General features: G+C 49.4%; 14 protein-coding genes. 10 read left to right on the forward strand and 4 right to left on the reverse strand.

Going from position 1 to position 18,077, the window contains the following annotated elements; translation table 11 throughout:
- Positions 1-205 precede the first annotated feature (205 nt).
- From M3194_RS16300 to M3194_RS16340, 9 genes are all read left to right on the forward strand, one after another.
- Complete coding sequence (locus M3194_RS16300; protein WP_251655124.1) at positions 206-2,014, forward strand: sensor histidine kinase; 1,809 nt, start codon at positions 206-208, stop codon at positions 2,012-2,014.
- Positions 2,007-3,332 (forward strand): response regulator transcription factor, encoded by a 1,326-nt coding sequence (locus tag M3194_RS16305; RefSeq protein ID WP_251655125.1) that lies wholly within the window; start codon positions 2,007-2,009, stop codon positions 3,330-3,332. The genes M3194_RS16300 and M3194_RS16305 overlap by 8 nt, the downstream gene beginning before the upstream one ends.
- 156 nt (positions 3,333-3,488) lie before the next feature.
- Complete coding sequence (locus M3194_RS16310) at positions 3,489-4,352, forward strand: carbohydrate ABC transporter permease (RefSeq protein WP_251655360.1); 864 nt, start codon at positions 3,489-3,491, stop codon at positions 4,350-4,352.
- Positions 4,349-5,221: a carbohydrate ABC transporter permease gene (locus M3194_RS16315; RefSeq protein WP_251655126.1), complete on the forward strand. Its 873-nt coding sequence runs from the start codon at positions 4,349-4,351 to the stop codon at positions 5,219-5,221. Before M3194_RS16310 ends, M3194_RS16315 begins: the two co-directional genes overlap by 4 nt.
- A 116-nt stretch (positions 5,222-5,337) precedes the next feature.
- Positions 5,338-6,795 carry an ABC transporter substrate-binding protein gene (locus M3194_RS16320; RefSeq protein ID WP_251655127.1) on the forward strand — a complete coding sequence of 486 codons (1,458 nt, stop codon included), beginning with the start codon at positions 5,338-5,340 and terminating at the stop codon, positions 6,793-6,795.
- A 141-nt stretch (positions 6,796-6,936) separates the two neighbouring features.
- A complete protein-coding gene (locus tag M3194_RS16325) occupies positions 6,937-7,749 on the forward strand; it encodes a GNAT family N-acetyltransferase (protein WP_251655128.1) in 813 nt (270 codons plus the stop codon).
- 85 nt (positions 7,750-7,834) lie between these two features.
- Positions 7,835-9,238, forward strand: a complete 1,404-nt coding sequence (locus M3194_RS16330) for a glycoside hydrolase family 32 protein (RefSeq protein WP_251655129.1) — start codon at positions 7,835-7,837, stop codon at positions 9,236-9,238.
- 130 nt (positions 9,239-9,368) lie between these two features.
- Positions 9,369-10,043, forward strand: a complete 675-nt coding sequence (locus tag M3194_RS16335) for a hypothetical protein (protein ID WP_251655131.1) — start codon at positions 9,369-9,371, stop codon at positions 10,041-10,043.
- A 62-nt stretch (positions 10,044-10,105) separates the two neighbouring features.
- Positions 10,106-10,480, forward strand: a complete 375-nt coding sequence (locus tag M3194_RS16340) for a DUF2750 domain-containing protein (RefSeq protein WP_251655132.1) — start codon at positions 10,106-10,108, stop codon at positions 10,478-10,480.
- A 186-nt stretch (positions 10,481-10,666) separates the two neighbouring features.
- On the opposite strand, the gene M3194_RS16345 is transcribed toward M3194_RS16340, so the two are convergent.
- From M3194_RS16345 to M3194_RS16360, 4 genes are all read right to left on the reverse strand, one after another.
- Positions 10,667-12,040 (reverse strand): sugar porter family MFS transporter, encoded by a 1,374-nt coding sequence (locus M3194_RS16345; protein ID WP_311291011.1) that lies wholly within the window; start codon positions 12,038-12,040, stop codon positions 10,667-10,669.
- A 240-nt stretch (positions 12,041-12,280) separates the two neighbouring features.
- Positions 12,281-13,627: a response regulator transcription factor gene (locus M3194_RS16350; protein WP_251655133.1), complete on the reverse strand. Its 1,347-nt coding sequence runs from the start codon at positions 13,625-13,627 to the stop codon at positions 12,281-12,283.
- The gene (locus tag M3194_RS16355) at positions 13,602-15,071 is read right to left on the reverse strand and encodes a sensor histidine kinase (protein WP_251655134.1); all 1,470 of its coding nucleotides are present in this window, start codon (positions 15,069-15,071) and stop codon (positions 13,602-13,604) included. The genes M3194_RS16350 and M3194_RS16355 overlap by 26 nt, the downstream gene beginning before the upstream one ends.
- On the reverse strand, positions 15,068-16,051 hold the full coding sequence (locus M3194_RS16360; protein ID WP_251655135.1) for a substrate-binding domain-containing protein: 984 nt from the start codon (positions 16,049-16,051) through the stop codon (positions 15,068-15,070). The genes M3194_RS16355 and M3194_RS16360 overlap by 4 nt, the downstream gene beginning before the upstream one ends.
- A 172-nt stretch (positions 16,052-16,223) precedes the next feature.
- Between M3194_RS16360 and M3194_RS16365 the strand changes: the two genes are divergently transcribed.
- Entirely contained in the window at positions 16,224-18,044 is a 1,821-nt protein-coding gene (locus M3194_RS16365; protein ID WP_251655136.1) for a PAS domain-containing sensor histidine kinase, read from the forward strand.
- The last annotated feature ends 33 nt before the right edge of the window (positions 18,045-18,077 follow it).

Below are 18,077 nucleotides of genomic sequence, written 5' to 3' on the forward strand. Positions count from 1 at the left end.
AAGCAATTCTTCAACAACACTGCTATTATGCTCCTCGCCCTCACAACAGTCAATATTTTCCTTTTGTACAAGCGGAAAAATCGATCCTTACTACTAGATTGATAGCTTGAAGTGCGTGAAATTACCTATACAATAGATAAGAATAGCCATACTGCCAACCATCATATTTGCTATATTTAAGGAAGGAAGCTGGGGGTGCATCATCATGAGAACGGGCTTTTCCAATCCGATGACCAAGCTTAGCGTGAAGCAGCAGCTGCTGCTATTGTTCCTGCTGATGGTCAGCCCGATATTTATTCTGCACAGCTATGGCAACTCGGAGGCCGAACAGATATTAAAACGGCATGTCACGAGCGCTTATGCTGAACTAAACAAACAGAACCACACGCTGATCGACAGGGATATTGATACGGTCAACAAGATTACGACGACCATTATTCAGAACCCGATTGCCCAGCAGCTTGTCCCGAGCGGCGATGAAACCGTCATTGAACGCGTCCGGAAATACGAGAAAATGGACGCTTTGCTCGCGGGTTATTCAACCGCCCTGAATGGCGGGGAGGCTGTCTATTACAGCCTGTATATCTATGATCCTCATAATGAATATTTCTTTGCGCCCAAGGTGCAGATGATCCAAAGCGGCGTTTACTTCTTCACCGATGCCAACAAGCCGAAGTGGTTTGACACGGCCGTGCAGCTCAAGGGTCTTGGTTTTATGGAAATTATCGAGAATAACGACATGCTCGTCAAGAAGCGCACGCTTGCTTATATCCGCGCCGTTAATACGGTTAACCAGGGGCATAGCGTTATTGGCGTGCTGATTGCAACCAACATGGATAAGAAGCTGGCGGAATCGATGCAGTCGGTCTCTCTGCCCGGCGGTGAAATTTTCTTCACGGATCAGAGCAATTATATATTGGCCTCGACGGATCCGAAGAGGATGGGCACGACGGTTGAGCTTCCTGTAACCGCTTCCGGCAAACAGCAGGAAAACCTCGATAAGCCGATTATGAATTCGGAATACATCTATATGGCCAGTGATAACGAGCTGCTGCAGCAGCGTCTCATCTACAAAATTCCGATTAAATCGCTTCTTCAGCAGCAAAATGAAGTGAAGCGCGTTATTCAGCTGATATCGGTGGCTTATATATTGTTTGGCTGTATCGTGATCTTCTATTTCTGGCGTTCCTTAATGACACCTTTGCAAAGACTGGCGACATTTGTCCGCCGTTATGAGCCTGGCAAGCGAGTGCCGGAGACGCCTGGCAAAGGCAGAAATGACGAGGTGGGGGTATTGATTGGAGCCCTTTATGATATGGCCCGCCGGCTTAACGGTCTTATACATGACAAGTACCAGATGGAGATCAAGCAGCGGGAAAGCCAGCTTCAGATTCTGTATCAGCAGATTAATCCGCATCTCCTCTATAACACGCTAGAAAGCATCTATTGGAAAAGCTCGCTCGAAGGCAATTCCGAATCCGCGGAGATGATCAAGGAGCTGTCGAAGCTGATGAAGATCAGCTTAAGCCGGGGCCGGGAACTGATTACGCTGGCGGAGGAGCTTGAGCATGCGGCTGCTTACGTGAAGCTGCAGCAGAAGCGTTATGACTATGACTTCCAGGTGATCTGGTCGGTTCCGGATACGATGATGAACCATCTGATTCCGAAGGTCACGCTTCAGCCGTTGATTGAGAACGCCATGATTCACGGCGTCAAGAATATGGGTGAAGACGGCGAAATTCATATCACCGCGGATTATGAGGGAGATAAGCTGCTTATTCGGGTTGAGGATAACGGCTTTAAGGATGTTGATTATAAAGCGATTGAATCGCTATTAAACGAACCGTCCGCCAATCCGGCATTTGGCTACGGCATCAAGAACATTCACCAGCGGCTTCAGCTGCATTTCGGCAATGTATACGGCATTCAGTATAAGAAAAGAAACGGCGGAGGAACGATCGTAACGATCCAGCTTCCGGCCGCCGGCGAAAGGAAGGAACTCGGCGATGTATAACATTCTGGTCGTGGATGACGAACCTCTTATTTGTAAAGGCTTGAGCAGCGTACTGGCTTCTTCCGGCATTGATATTTCCGCTATTCATATGGCTCATAACGGGTACGAGGCATTGGACGTGCTGCGGACCGATGATATTGATCTGCTCATTACGGATATTCAGATGGGGACGATGAACGGCATCGAGCTTATGCAGCAGGCCAAATTGATTAAACCCTGGGTACAGACGATTATTATATCGGCGCATGAGACCTTCCAATACGCACAAATGGCGATTCGTCTCGGAGCTAAGGATTATTTGATCAAACCGCTGAACAATGAGCAGTTTTTGGATTCCGTGCGCAATGTGCTGCTCAAGCTTCGCAAGCCGGAGGCCGCCGAACCGGAGGAGCTCATCGCGGGCATGCAGGAGCATTTCCATATGGATGAGCTCAATCCGCAGTCCGTCGAATGGCTGAATCTGCTGGTGAGCGACAAGCCGTCGGTTAAAATCCAGGATATTGCTCGGATCCTGAAGGAAAAGCACGAGATTAGTCTGGAGGGGCCTTATTTCTCCATGATCCGCATCCGGCTGAATCTGTTTGACCGCAGCCGCGAGCTGACAAAGACCGATGAGCGGCTTCTCCGTTATGCAGCGCTTAATATCGTCAATGAGCTGTTTGATGAGCACTGGAATCATACCGCCTTCTACGCTTCGGAGCGGGATATGAATATTATTTTGCAATGGAATGAAACGCAGTACGCCGTAAACGGTCTTATGAACGAACTGGATATGATCGGGCGAAGTCTTCACTTCAATATTCAAAAATATTTGGGAATAATCAGCGTTATTGGCATCAGCCAAATTCTGAAGGGCATTGAGTTTATCGACGTTATTCACGATCAGGTGATCAAGGCGCTTAGCTGCAACGAACGGCATAAGGACCATTATGTGTTCTATTACGGGGATTTCAACTGGAATCAATATTCGCAGCGGCCGACCGAGGAAGAGTTTACGGCCCAAACCAGCCTGATCGTGGAGAAGGCAATGGAGTATATTAACGCGAACTATGCGCAAAAGGGCCTGACTCTGCATGAGGTCGCGCAGAACAATCATGTCAGTCCGAACTACCTCAGCTACCTGTTCAAGAAGGAAACCGGCTATAACCTGTGGGAATACGTGGTGAAGCTGCGGATGGAAGAGAGCAAGCGGCTTCTTCTCAACACCGACATGAGACGTTACGAGATTTCGGAGAAGGTTGGCTACGAATCGCCGGAGCATTTCAGCAAAATTTTCAAAAAGTATTACGGCATGAGCCCAAGCGAGCTAAAGAAGTAGAAACGCTCATCATTGCCTTGGATATGCACATTACCTCGAGAGGGTCCTTTTTTTACAATAAGAGAAGAGGATTGTTAAAGAAAAGAGGGAGACATAATGGAAACACAAGCTGCCCGAAACGCGCCTCTCGAGCGTAAGGTCCGGTTGGCCGCATTTATGAGGAAGCATTTCTGGGGATTACTTTTTCTGCTTCCGGCGTTCATCATTTTTATTTTGTTTTTATGGGTCCCTATTGTGAAAGGATTCGTGTACAGCTTCTACCACATTGACTTTGTAAAAGGGAACAGCTTTGTTGGGTTCGACAACTATAAAGTCGCGCTTCACGATGAGGATGCCTGGACGGCGGTAAAAAACACCGTTTATTATATGTTCCTCTGTCTTGTGATCGGCTTCTGGATTCCGATCGTATTCGCCATCGCGATCTCCGAGCTTCGCCGTTTCCAAGGCATTGTCCGCGTAGCCGCTTATCTGCCGAATATTATTCCGGTCGTTGTTTTATACGGATTATGGCGCTGGTTCTACGATCCGGTTGGTCCGATCAACGGCGTTATAACGGGATGGTTCGGAAGCGAGCCGGTCGCCTTCATGACCGATACGAACTGGTCGATGATCTCGCTTGTTATTATGGAGTCCTGGCAGCAATTCGGATCGGCGATGCTTATTTATCTCGCGGCTGTGCTCAGCATCCCTCGCGACTGGTATGAAGCGGCGGAGATTGACGGGGCAGGCGTGTGGAACCGAATTCGGCATATTACGCTGCCTTCGATTAAGGGACTGCTTGGCTTGCTGCTTATCCTGCAGCTGATCGGCACCTCGCAAGGCTATCAATCCCAGCTCGCGATGCTGGATGGCGGACCTAACAATGCCACTTTGACCTACGCCCTGCTGATTGTGAAATACGCCTTTAACCAACAAAATTACGGGGTTGCGGCAGCGCTTGGCGTCCTCATGTTTATCGTGCTGGGCTTGCTCGCAATCGTTCAGTATAGGCTTCAAGGCAAGGAGGGAGACGTTCGATGAAGCAGATGGATAGAGGGATTCTCTCCTCGTTTGACCTGAAGAAGAAGCCGATTCTTATTGGCTATGCGATTATGGTGCTTGTGCTTGTTGTGATGTCCTGCTCGATGCTGTATCCGATTCTGACGACATTCTTTAACGGCTTGAAAACCAACGTGGAGGTTAACTCCTTCCCGCCGAGATTTCTGCCAAGCGAATGGCATTTCGACAATTTTAACAAAGGCTGGAATTTCATCGATTTGCCGGAGTTTTTAAGAAACACGCTTTATATCTTTGGAGGGAACCTTGTTATTACGGTGGTTGTGCTTGGTCTTGCCGCGTTTAGCTTGTCCAGGCTACATGTGCCGAAGCGAAGAGCCGTCTATTTCTTCTTCATGATGACCTTGTTTATTCCGCCAACGACTTACATCATTCCGAACTTCGTGAACCTGAAGGATCTGGGACTGATGAATTCCTTTGCGGCCTTCTGGCTGCCGGCGGGGGCGAACGCGTTCTTCCTGCTGCTGCTTAAAAATTTCTTCGATGACATCCATTATGAAATATTCGAAGCGGCTCGCATTGACGGCGCATCGGACTGGAGAAGCTTCATCCAGATTGCACTGCCGCTGTCGGTGCCGATTTTCTCTACGCTTGCGATCTTTATCTTCTCTTCATCCTGGAACGACTGGTTCTGGCCGTCGCTTATTATGCACAACGACAGCCATTATCCGCTCGCTACGGCCATCTATAAATACGTTATTAACGCCAAAGGGCTGGCGCTGAATATTCGGTTTGCGATTCTTACGATGGTTATGCTTCCGCCAATTGTCGTCTTCCTTGTTTTCCAGAAATATATCATGCGCGGGTTACATCTTGGCGGCGTGAAAGGTTAGTATTCAAATCGTAATAGTGCACATGATCGGAATAGGAATACACCTCGCGGGCTCCCTCCACTCTCAACTATGATGAGGGAGCAACAAATAATTTAACTCGAAAAGGGGAGTTACAAATGAGAAAGAACCTTGTTACGACGGTAGCTGCCGTATTGCTTTGTTCGTCCCTTGCAGCTTGCGGCGGCAACAACAACGCGCCAAGCAACGGCAACCAAAAGCCTGCGGAAAGCAATGCAAATGCAAGCGCCAGCACGAATACGGCTACAGACACTCCACAACAAACAGAAGATATTACACAGAAAAAAGTTAAAATCAGCATCTATTATCCGCTTCCTGACCAAGTGGAAAACCGCAAGCTGGAAGACGACAAAATCGCGCGCTTCAACAAGGTATATCCTAATGTTGAGATCGTGAAGAGCGACTGGCATTACGCGCCAAACGAAATCGGCATTAAGATGGCCGCCAACGAAGCGCCAACTTTCTTCAACACTTATGCAACAGAAGCGAAGTTCCTGGTCGAAAAAGGCTGGGCTGCCGACATTACGGACCTATACAACAGCTACGAGTTCAAAGATCAAATCAACCCGGTTCTGCAAAACCAATTCATCATTGACGGCAAAGTATATGGCGTCGCTCAAAAAGGCTATGTAACAACAACCGTTGTTAACAAAAAAATGCTGGACGAAAAAGGCGTAGCCGTTCCTTCGTACGATTGGACTTGGGACGATATGATCAATACGGCCAAAGGCGTAGCCGACGCGAAGAAAGGCATCGCGGGTATCGCTCCAATGGGGAAAGGCAATGAAGCAGGCTGGAACTGGACCAACTTCCTGTTCGAAGCCGGCGGCGAGATCCAAAACATTGCCGACGGCAAAGTTACGGCAGCTTTTAATTCCGAAGCGGGTAAAAAAGCTCTTGATTTCTACAACAAGCTGAGATGGGATGCCGACGTTATTCCTAAAGACTGGGCACTTGGCTGGGGAGATGCGGTAGGCGCATTTGGCCAAGGACGTACGGCAATGGTTATCGCGGGTGCTGAGGGCGTACTGGAGCAAGCGCTGAACCAAGGCGGCATGAAAATTGAAGACGTATTGACTTACCCAATGCCGGCTGCTGAAAAAGGCGGCAAGCATACAGGCGTACTGGGCGGCGACTACCTCGTTATCAACCCGAACGCAACGAAAGACGAGCAGGAAATGGCATTCCGTTACATTACTTTCGACTACTTCACGGACGACTACCTGGCATCGCTTGAGAAGGACATTCAAGCACGTCAAACGGAGGGCAAGTTCTTTATTCCGCCGCACATCAACTACTTCAGCCCGGATTCGGAATACGGCAAAAAAGCGCAAGCCATCTTCGATAAATACGACAACGTGTACAAATACAGCGCAGAATCCAACGCTCTGCTGGACGGCAAACCTGAGGCTCAGTACAATACGCAGGAATACTACGGCTCTATGACGAACGTGCTGCAAGAAGTATTCTCGAAAAAAGGCACTGATCTCCAAGCACAGCTGGACGCGGCAGCAAAAGAAATGCAATCCAAGTATTACGACGCAATCAAACCTTAAGAGTTGCCTCGGCATAAAATGATAAGCGGCCGTGCAGATGATTTTCAATCTGCACGGCCGTTTTTATATTTATGCAGAAGGGAAATTATGGTTGAGCAAGGAATATGTCCGAATAACTTAACAAAGAGATGGAGTGACCCTATGGATTTTCCTGTCGTAACGAAGGAGTTAGCAGAACAGCTGGAGCAGTCCGAGATTGATTATATGACGTCTAGAGTACTCGTCATTAAAGAGAGGGAAGGCAATCCTATGGGGGCTGATGTTCGAACCTTCGGAGGAGCGACAGCCTTTTACGTGAAAGAAATGCCCTGGGGCACTTTTAATTCGGTAAGAGGAATCGGCGCGGAGGAACTCGGTCTGATTGATGATATTATCCGTTACTATGGGGAGCGAAGCAGGCCATTCCAATTTGAGATTATTCCGAGCAAGGCAAATGCCGAGCTGCTTAGCTGTTTGGACGGTCACGGCTTCTATCAAGCCGGTTTTCATGCGACTCTCTATGGCATTCCAAGCATGGAGCAGCCAGCTTATCCAAGCGGCATCACCATTCGCGAGATGGAAGAAGAGGAATTCGGGCTCTACTGTAAGCTTCACTGTTTGGGCACGGGCCTAAGCGTAGAAGGAGCAGGCTATGTAGCCGATAACAACAGAGTATTGTATGAACGTCAGGGCTGGAAATTCTTCATTGGCCACGTGGATGAACAGCCGGCCGGCGTGGCTGTCATGTACGTGAATAACGGGATTGCTTCTCTCACCTTCGCGGCCACCCTTCCGGAGTACAGAAGAAGAGGTCTGCAGACGGCTTTTCTTCAGCAACGCCTATATGAGGCAGGCTTATCAAAGTGTAAGCTGGTTGTCGGACAGGCAACCTATGCGTCTATAAGCCAGAACAATATGGAAAGAGCGGGATTAAGGATTGGCTACACGAGAACGACTTGGATGGTGAAAAAATAAGGGTCAAAGAATTTATTGACATATTTAATATGTCTTATATATATTTGGGATATGAGTAAGAGTCAATCCAGACAGGAGAGATCATATGGACCGTTATAGACCTAGGTATCATTTTACGTCCCCGCGCAATTGGATGAACGACCCGAATGGTCCGTTTCAGTTAAACGGCGAATATCATTTGTTCTACCAGCATAACCCGTCAAAGCCAGAGTGGGGAGATATCCACTGGGGGCATGCCAAGAGCTTGGATCTGGTTAATTGGACTCATCTGCCGATTGGAATGGCTCCTTCCTATGAGCTTGGAGAGTCTCATTGCTTCTCCGGCTGTTCGGTTGTAAATGACGGAGAAGTAACGTTGTTCTATACGAGCATCGGCGAAGGTGAACGGAACGCGACTACGGGAGCGCAACAATGGATGGCCCGCGGAAAGGATTTGCGCACCTGGCATAAGCCGGGCATTAACCCGGTGTTGACGCTGGATTTGCATGGGGAGCTTCAGATCAAGGATTGGCGGGATCCTTATGTGTGGAAGAGTGAAGACGGCTGGCATATGCTGCTTGGCGGCATACAGGAGGAAAAAGGCTGCTCCTTCCTCTACCAATCCGACGATTTGGAACGATGGAGCTTCAAGGGGACTTTTTATAAAGGGGAAGAATGGATCTGGGAATGCCCGCATTTGTTCCGATTTGGCGATAAGGCGGTGTTATTCTATTCTCCGAGCGGCCCTGTACGATACCTTTCGGGTACCCTTAGCGGTGACAGATTCATAGATGTAGAACAGCATGGCACCGTGGACTTCGGCGGTTGGGAAGGTTATTATGCTTCCACCGGATTTGTGGATGAGCGCGGACGCCGCATTGTGCATGGCTGGATCCCGGAAGGCAGCAGAGGCGAGGAATTTCCCGTAAGCCTGGATTGGGCCGGGGCGCTGGCATTGCCGCGAGTCGTAGATCTGAAGCCAAATGGAGCTCTTTCTATGATACCTGTGCCTGAACTGGAAACGCTTCGAGGCGAGAGCCACAGCTTTCAGGATATTTCCGTAGAGCCGGCACCAACTAGCACGGGAATTCATTCGACTTCCTTTGAATGCTTGCTTGAAATCGACAGACAAGCGATTGCGGCATCAGTCCTGACTCTATCCGTGCTTGCCTCGGCTTGCGGTAAGGAGCATACGGATATTCATCTCGATCCGGCATCCCATTCGATTACTATCGACCGGTCGAATGCAAGCCTGCTTCCAAAGGTGCATAAAACGCCGATTGAAGGAAAACTACCGGATGTAGACGGTGCGGAACGTATCCGGCTGCGTATATTTGTTGACCAATCGATTGTAGAAGTATTTGTGGATGACGAGACCTGTCTCACAACCAGAGTATATCCGACCTTGGAGGACAGCACCGGAATTCAGCTTCGGACAAACATAGGCAATTCCGTTGTCTCCAGCATGCAGATCTGGGAGATGAAGGCGGCGGAGATTCGGACCGAATAACCATAGCAAAGAAAAGAAAAGAAAAGAAAAGGCACCTCTATGAGACTATGAGGCGCCTTTTTGTGTTACTCTCTAGTTAATGTGAAACATGAACGAGATCTTCAAATGAAGGAAGGAAGTGCGCAATTAAATGAAAGTGGGCTGCCTGCACGCTCATTACTCCAATATTGAATATATTCAGGATGCCATGGGCTCGAAGGCAGAGTTCGTTCACTATGTAGATCCTGGTTTAATGAACCGGTTAACGCATGATACTAGCTTTGATCTGACCAAAGCCAAAGCTAAGGTCGCGGACCAGATTAATTGGATGGCTCAATCCGGCGTGGATGCTATTCTTATTACCTGCACGAATTATATCGCGCTTCTCGAAGAGGAGGACCTTGTAACCTCGATCCCCGTTATTAAAATCGACGAGCCCTTTTTTAATGAAATCTGCAAAATAACGCAGCCGCAGGTTCTTCTGTTTACGAACCCGGCTACGGTTGAAGGAACAATGAAGCGGCTTAACGATTACGCCGTATCGCGGGGCCAATTGCCCCCGGACATCGAAGTGTGCATCATCGACAACACGTTTGACTTCATCATGCAGGGCAAGAAAAACCGTTACTCAGAAGAAATAAGCACGTATATCAAAAACCTGCATCAATCTGATCCAGGCAAGAAAATATCCGTCGCCCAGTTATCGATGGCGGAGGCTGCTAAAAGAGCAGCAGAGGAGCTTCAAGTAACCATCGGCAATCCATTAGAATCGTTGGCGGCGTTTTTCTCGAGCGAGGAAATCTATTATGAAGAAGCCCAGGAATGATTTGTTAGGTGGGTCCAAGATAAAGCATAATTTTGCAATTCAATGTGAAGGCAGAGGATAATTTGAATCAAAAAGAATTTGAAGCTATTTTAAAAGAGCCCCCTAATATTAGATATGAATATTTTATAAAGAAAGTAACTGACTTCGAAGAAGTGTGGGGGTTATACGATGAGGGTTGGGCAACGGCTGATGATGGGGAAGGGAATATGTGTATTCCATTCTTCCCGCGAAAAGAATTTGCTCAGCATTGTGCAACAGAAGAGTGGTCTAGTTATAAATGTGAAAGCATAGATCTTTATGAATTTATTGATGAATGGCTTATTGGAATGAAAGAGGATAAAGTAAAAGTTTCTATTTTCCCTAACGAGGATACAGCTATTGCAGAGGTTGAGGTATTATTAAGAGATCTAAAAAATGAACTCGAGAAATATGAATGAAAAAGCTGGGCGAAATCAATCGCCCAGCTTTTTCGCTTTTATTAATAAGGTAATCGGTAGAGGAAAGGGGTATCTACTGAGGAGCGAAGCGTCCGCCTTTGCCACTTGTGAACATTACAATATTAAATGAATTCAAAATTTCACAATGGCAACAGCGGCCGAAGGAGATACGCCCGTCCTTCCAGATTATTTTCTCCAGGACGCCTCAATCTCCTCGAGCGACTTGCCTTTCGTCTCCGGAACGACGCGCATCGTAAACAGGAACGTAACGAGCGACATTGCGCCAAAGATCCAGAACGTTACTGCCGGTCCTGCCGACTCCAGCATTGGCGGGAACGATTGCGATACGACATAGTCGGCAATCCACAGCGCCATCGACGCGATGGCCGTTGCCCGGCCGCGGACGCGGTTCGGGAAGATCTCGCTCAGGATAACCCATACAACGGGTCCAAGCGATACGGCGAACGCTGCTACATAAATCAGAATGAATACAAGGACAAGCGAGCCTGATGTGTGTCCGGTATGGAACGCAACACCGATCACGGCCAGACAAATCGTCATAACGGACGAGCCAACAAGCAGCAAGACTTTGCGGCCGACTTTATCGATCAGCCAGATCGCGAGAATCGTGAACAGGAAGTTAACGAGACCAATCAGAATCGTTTGAACAAGGGACGAATCCGTACCCGCGCCCATCGATTTGAAGATTTCCGGCGCATAGTACATCACGGCATTAATGCCGGTCACTTGCTGAAGAACGGCAAGCACAACGCCAACGATCAGCGCAAGGCGGATGCCCGGGCGGAAAATCTCTTTAAACGAGCTGCCTTTTTCTTCTGCGAAGGAGGCTTTAATATCCAATACTTCCTGCCTCGCATCTTCCTCACCGTGAATACGAAGCAGGATGTTTAACGCCTGTTCCGATTTGCCTTGCTTGATTAGCCATCTTGGGCTCTCTGGCACAAGGAACAACAGAATGAAGAAAATAACGCCCGGCACAACGCCTACGCCAAACATCCATCGCCATGCATTCGCGATATCCCAAGCATCATCGCCGTAACCGGCAATGCCGGAGTTCACGAAGTAGACCAGGAAGATACCCGTAACGGTAGCGAATTGGTTCAGCGCGACGAGACGGCCGCGGTATTTGGCCGGCGCGATTTCCGCGTTATACAGCGGACAAAGCGTAGACGTAATCCCGATCCCGAGACCGCCAATCATGCGGGCGATGATGTACATCGAGAAGGTGTCCGGAATCGCGGAGCCAATCGAGCCGATAACGAACAGGACTGCTGCGACAATAAGTACTTTTTTACGGCCGAACCGGTCACTCAGCACTCCGGAGAAACCCGCACCAACAATACATCCTATAATAAGCGAGGAAACGGCCCAGCCGACCTCTACCTCATTTAAGTCAAACCGGTCCTGCATAAATCCGATCGCACCGGATACTACGGCTGTATCGAAGCCAAACAATAAACCGCCGAGGGCGGCAATCATGGAAACGAGCGTAACGAACTTCATGCTTTTGCCATTGGCATTTGCAGTTATGCTGCTCACTTTATTTTTTCCCCTTCCACATGTCTAATCCTAAATGGTTGCGTGTTGAAACGTTACCCATTATATCACCGGAGCCGCGGGCTTTAGCGGGCATTCGACAGCACTTATTTGTGATGTTCCAGCATGGAAAAGGCACGGTAACGTTCTTAGGCACGGGAGTTTTGGGCGAGTAGCATTTTATTAGTCTGGACAACAAAAAAGTCCATGCCGCAAGTGGCATGAACTTCCTGAATATCCTGATCATTTCGCTTGACCGCGGTATTCCGTCGGAGTAACACCGGTGACCCGTTTAAATACCCGGCTGAAATAATTCGGATCCTTATATCCGACTTCAAAGCATACTTCCTTAAGCGCCAGCTCGTCGGCCGAGGCGATCAGCTGCTTGGCCTTGTCAATCCGCAGACCCGTCAAATAATCAATAAACGTTGCGCCTGCTTGCTGCTTGAACACTTTACTGAAGTAATGCGGGTTCAAGTGGACATGCTCGGCCGTTTCCTCCAGCGACAGCTCTTCCGTAAAATGAAGCCCGATATACCGCTTAGCCTTATCCATCACATTGATCGTCTGTTGCTCCCGCTGCTCGCGAATCCGTTGCAGAGCGGAGATGACATAGGAACGATGCTCATCCGAATGCTCTTGCTCATCCGGGGTTAAGGAGTGAGCATGCCTATTTGAACCGGAGCCTCGAACAACCTCCTCGAAGTCGCGGACTTCGCCCGCATGCCGGTCAACGTCAGAGGCAAATACCGCTTCGAAATACGATTTGCGCAAGCCGCCGGCACCGGTCTGGACAGATCCGATCCCAACCGTAATTGGCAGTTGGAACTGCCGCTCGGCCAGACTGCACAGCTTCTCGCCAAATGACTTGATGCTTGTTTTCCAGTCCGTGTCTTCCGTATCGTTTCGGATAAAAATAGCCATGTGCAGGTCAATTAATGAACTGACAATATTGGAGATTCCGTACGTCTTGGCGTAGCTTCGGAACGTTTCGTACAGCTTTTTCTTATCGAGCGTATAAATCTGCTTCGGAAAGGCGACAACAACAGCACAGCCTTCATCAAGAGGGAAGTCCAGCCAGTCGGATAATTTCGCTTCATCCGCATCCAGCACCTGATCGACCATAAACAAGAGAGACAGCTCATTTTCCACCAGCGGCTGAAGCTGCGATACGCGGTCCCGCAAATGAAGCTCCGCGGTCCGTTTGGACTTTTCGCGTTCCAGCTCTTCGATTAACTGGCTTAGGGTGGAGGAGATTTGCTCGCGACCGGCCGGCTTTACGATATATTCCTTTACTCCAAGCGATACGGCTTCTTTGGCATAGGCAAAAAAATCATAAGCCGTAACCAATATAAACTTGGTATCCGGCAGCCTTGATTTCATTTCGCGAATCGCCTGCAAACCTTGAATGCCGGGCATATTAATATCCATCATAACGATATGCGGGCGAAATTCTTCCGCTTGTTCAATCGCTCTCCGGCCATTATCGGCATGGGCGATCTGGAACAAGTCCGGCAGCATGCGGTGAATGAGGAGCTCCAGCCCTTCGCGCTCCAGCGCTTCGTCATCGGCGATCAGTAGACGGTACATCGTGGATCGGTTCTCCTTTCTGTTCTGGTAATGGCGATCCCGGCAGGAAAAGAATAACCGAGGTTCCCTGTCCCGGCTCGCTTTCAATGCGGACAATATCCTGCCTATTATAAAAGAGCCTCAGCCGCTTAATTACATTGCGGGTACCAAAGCCCATTGAATTTTTCTTAATCGGAGCCGTTTGAGGAGGATCCTGAAGAGCAAGAAGCGCATCCCGTTCTTCCATCCCCATGCCTGCTCCATTATCAGCGATCGTTACCTTAACGTCCTCGCCTGCTTGCTCCATCGCCAGCCGTATGACACCTCCGGACTCCAGACGCTCCACGCCATGAACAAAGGCATTTTCCACAAGCGGTTGAATCGTCAGAGCGGGGATCAGCACCCCCAGTACGGACTCGTCAATCTGCTGCCGGATTTCTACGCGGCTTCGGAAGCGGGCTTGCTGAATCGTGAAATATTCCCGAACATGCCTCAGCTCATCCCCGAGAGTAACGGGCCGGTCCAACCGGCTCAGATTATACCGGATCAGCTTGGACATCGACACGATCAAATCGCTTGTCTGATCGGCTCCTTCAAGGAGCGCCAGCTTGGACAGCACATTTAGCGTGTTAAATAAAAAATGCGGATTGATCTGGCTCTGCAGAGCCTGAAGCTCAAGCTCTTTAACGAGGCGCTCCGACTCCATGCGTTCTTTATCCTTGCCCATCAAATCCTTCAAATCCTTGATCATATGCCGGAACGATTCCGACAGGATGCCAAGCTCGTCATTGGAGCGCTCGGGAAGATATTCGGCATCAAGCTCCCCCTTGGACAGCTGCTGCGCGGTAAGCACAAGACGGTCCACCGGACCGGTAATGCTTCTGGAGATCCATAGCGCAAGCACAATACTGAGCAGGGTATTAATGATAAAGACTGCGGGCCCAAGCCAGTCCATTCGTACGATTTCCAATTGAATGCTCCGGTATACCGGCTCGTACGCGCTAAGCTCCAGATCGATGAGACGGCGCTCCTCCTCCCGGATGAAAGAGCTTGTCCTCTCCGCGTTCTCGTAATAGGAGAGCGCTTCGGTTGGAGACTCGGATTTTCCGGCAGCCTGCTCCTGCTCGGCCAGCGTTTCCAGCATATGAACATAGCCTTGCAGGACGCCGGCGATATCGGATTCCGTCCGCTGGCCCGCGAGCCGCTCCTTGATCCGGTAAAGTGCCGCCTGCTGCTGCTCAAGAGCCAGACGGCCGCTTTCTTCGGGATTAAGCAAATACGTATACAAAGCACGGACATTATCATCGGCGGTTTGCGCGGATTGCGTATACAGGAGCATGCGGTCCATCATCGTATTATAGCTGTGCTGCACGGTTTTGGAGCTTTCGAACAGGAAGAAAGTCACGCCGTTCGTAAGCAGAACCAGCAGCGGAATAAAGAACAGCAGTTTTTTGCGGAGCGTCATGGGGCCGCGACCTCCTTTTCCGTTATAACGGAAATCGGAGTGTACTGCTCCGAAGGGATAGGCTGCCCATGGAAATAGTCATTTAGGATGGCGACGGCTTTATAACCCATTTGAGAGGGCTTCTGCACAATAGAAGAGACGATCTCTTTGTTTCCGATAGCGGCCAGCGTGTCCTCCAAGTTATCAAAAGCATAGATCTTCACGCCTCCTGGTCTGGTCCGGGCAACCGCTTCGGCCATCCCGATTCCGTCCAGGGAGCTGAAGCCTACCAGGTAAATGATCTCCGGATGCTCCTTCAGCATTTGCTCAGCCTGCTGCGCGGCTTGAAGCCGGGAAATATTCGAGGAACGCACCTCGGCGATGGACAGCCCTTTGTAGGTAGCAATGACGGATTGAAAGCCTTCAAGGCGGAGCCGCTGATTGGCAGCCTCCTTGCTTCCGACAAGGACCCCAATCGCTCCGCTGGTTTCCTTGTTGCCCTCCGCAATAAGCCTTCCCATCTCTTCTCCGGCATGGGTATTATTGGTGCCAACGTATGCGAGGCGCTTGCTGCCCGGCTCATCGGTGTCCACCGTGATGACCGGTATGCCAAGCGCATTTGCTTTTTCGATTAATTGACGATCCTGCTCTGACCCGATCCCCTGCAGAATAATTCCATCCATCTTGGAGGCGATGGCTTTCTCCAGCAGCTTCATCTGCTCCTCGGCATTAATGCGGAAGGGTCCCATGTATTGCAGCTCCATATGAAATTGTCCGGCGGCTTCCAGGGCCCCTTGTTCGACCGACCGCCAGAACGGATTGTCCAGCTCCTGCGAGATGAGGGCAATCTGCAGCCTCGCGTCTTTATCCTGAACGCCTGCCTCAAGCGGGGTGACAAGTCCCCTGATCCGCCCGGTAGACAGATAGAATTGGACCAGCACATACACAAATACGATAAGCAATAGAAGAACGCCGATATTCCATCTTTTCCGGTTAGCCATCGCTTCTCATGTTCTCCTCAGATGACTGAATAATAGCCACATTATACATGAACGGCCTATAAACCCAAAATTAATCTAATTTCAATGATCATGTAAGCAGGGGATTCCTTCACTTTGTGGAATTGTTTTGAATAGCGATCACTTTGACTTCGAAAAGGTGGAAAATATTCGAATGGACAAGCATGGTCATTTTATGAAGCATTTCTTTATGGAATCCATATGGAATAATATCCCCGACGGGATTGTCGTGATAGATTTGGATGAGAACGTTCTTGATGTAAATCCGGGATTTGAAGCGCTCCACGGATGGACAAGGGATGAGCTGATCGGCAAGCCTTGCTGCTTCACGCCCGTTCATCTGCTTGAAGAGAGAAGGCTGATGATCGAAAAGGTAAAAAGGGGAGAGTCCCTGCAAAGCCAGGAAACGTTCAAGCTGCGCAAGGACGGTACGATGGTATACGTCAGTATTACCATTACCGCCCTGAGGGATGACAACGGAGAGATGATCGGGCTGATCGGGATCGAGAGGGATATTTCGGACCGGATCAAGATGGAAGCCTCTTTATTCGAAGCGGAAAGCTTGTACAGTCATCTGGCTGATAGCGCGCTTGCCGGCGTATTCGTCGGACAAAATAATCGTATTTTGTATGCGAATCCTTATTTGGCCGCGCTTTATGGTTATACGAATGAAGAATTGCTGAGGGTTAACCTGGAGCAGTTGATGCTGCCCGGCGAGCTGGATGCCGTCACGCGTGATGCGGAGACGACATTGCTCGAGCAAAAACAGATCTATTATCATTTCAATATAACAGGGGTGAAGAAGGACGGCTCCCCTGTCCACCTCGAAGGCAACTCCTGCCTGATCTCCTTCCAAGGCAAGCCGGCGCTGCTTGGCACCGTACAGGATATTACAATCAAGAAGGAGAAAGAACGATCTCTTCGAGACAGCGCCAATATGTATCAGCGGATTATCAAGTTCCTCCCTGAGCCGATTGTCTTGATCGACAACGGGGAGATTGTCTACGCCAATAAATTAGCGGTCAAGCTGATTGGCGCGGCGGATGACAGCGAGATGGTCGGAAGACCTATCCTGGATTACGTCGATCCGGCTTACAGCCGTAGTCTGACCAAAGTGCTGAACAAAGTAATCCACACCGATGATCCAACGAATTTTATCGAGAATAAGCTTTTGTGCAAGGACGGCCAGACCATTGACGTGGAGATGTCTAGCATCCGGATTCACAATTACCGCGGTAAAATGGTTATCTTGACCGTTATCCGCGATTTGACGGACCGCAAGCGGTCAGAGGAGATGCTCGTCCGCTCCGAGAAGCTTTCCGTAATCGGCCAGCTTGCGGCGGGCGTAGCGCATGAAATCCGCAATCCCTTAACCGCGCTTAAAGGCTTTACCCAGCTGCTTAAGTCAAAGGCGGAGGGCAATTCCTTCTACTATGACATTATGACAAACGAGCTGGACCGGATTAATTTTATCGTGAACGAGTTTATGACGCTTGCGAAGCCGCATTTCTCCAAGTTTAGCACGCGCAGGCTGGATCATATCCTGCATGCGGTCATCTCCATCCTGGAGACGCAGGCTATCCTGATGAACGTGTCGATCCGAACCGAGTTCGAGAATTGCATTCCGTCGATCTATTGCGACGAGAATCAGCTGAAGCAGGTGTTTATCAATATTATTAAAAATGCGATTGAAGCGATGCCATTGGGGGGACAAATTACGATTTCGGCGGCAATGGAGCCTGACGAGAAGCGGGTAAGGCTCACCATTCGCGATGAAGGAATAGGAATCCCGGAAGCCATTATTCATCAGATTGGGCAGCCGTTCATTACGACCAAGGAGAAGGGGACCGGTCTTGGCCTGATGATCAGCTCCCGGATTATTGAGCAGCATCAAGGGTTGATGAATATTTCAAGCGTGCCCGGCGAAGGGACTACGATTGAAATCATCCTGCCGTTAAACATGGAAGAGGAATAACGAAGAAGGCTGGGCGAATAGGCTCAGCCTTCT

This window comes from Paenibacillus glycanilyticus (genome assembly GCF_023715145.1).
GTDB lineage: Bacteria > Bacillota > Bacilli > Paenibacillales > Paenibacillaceae > Pristimantibacillus > Pristimantibacillus glycanilyticus_A.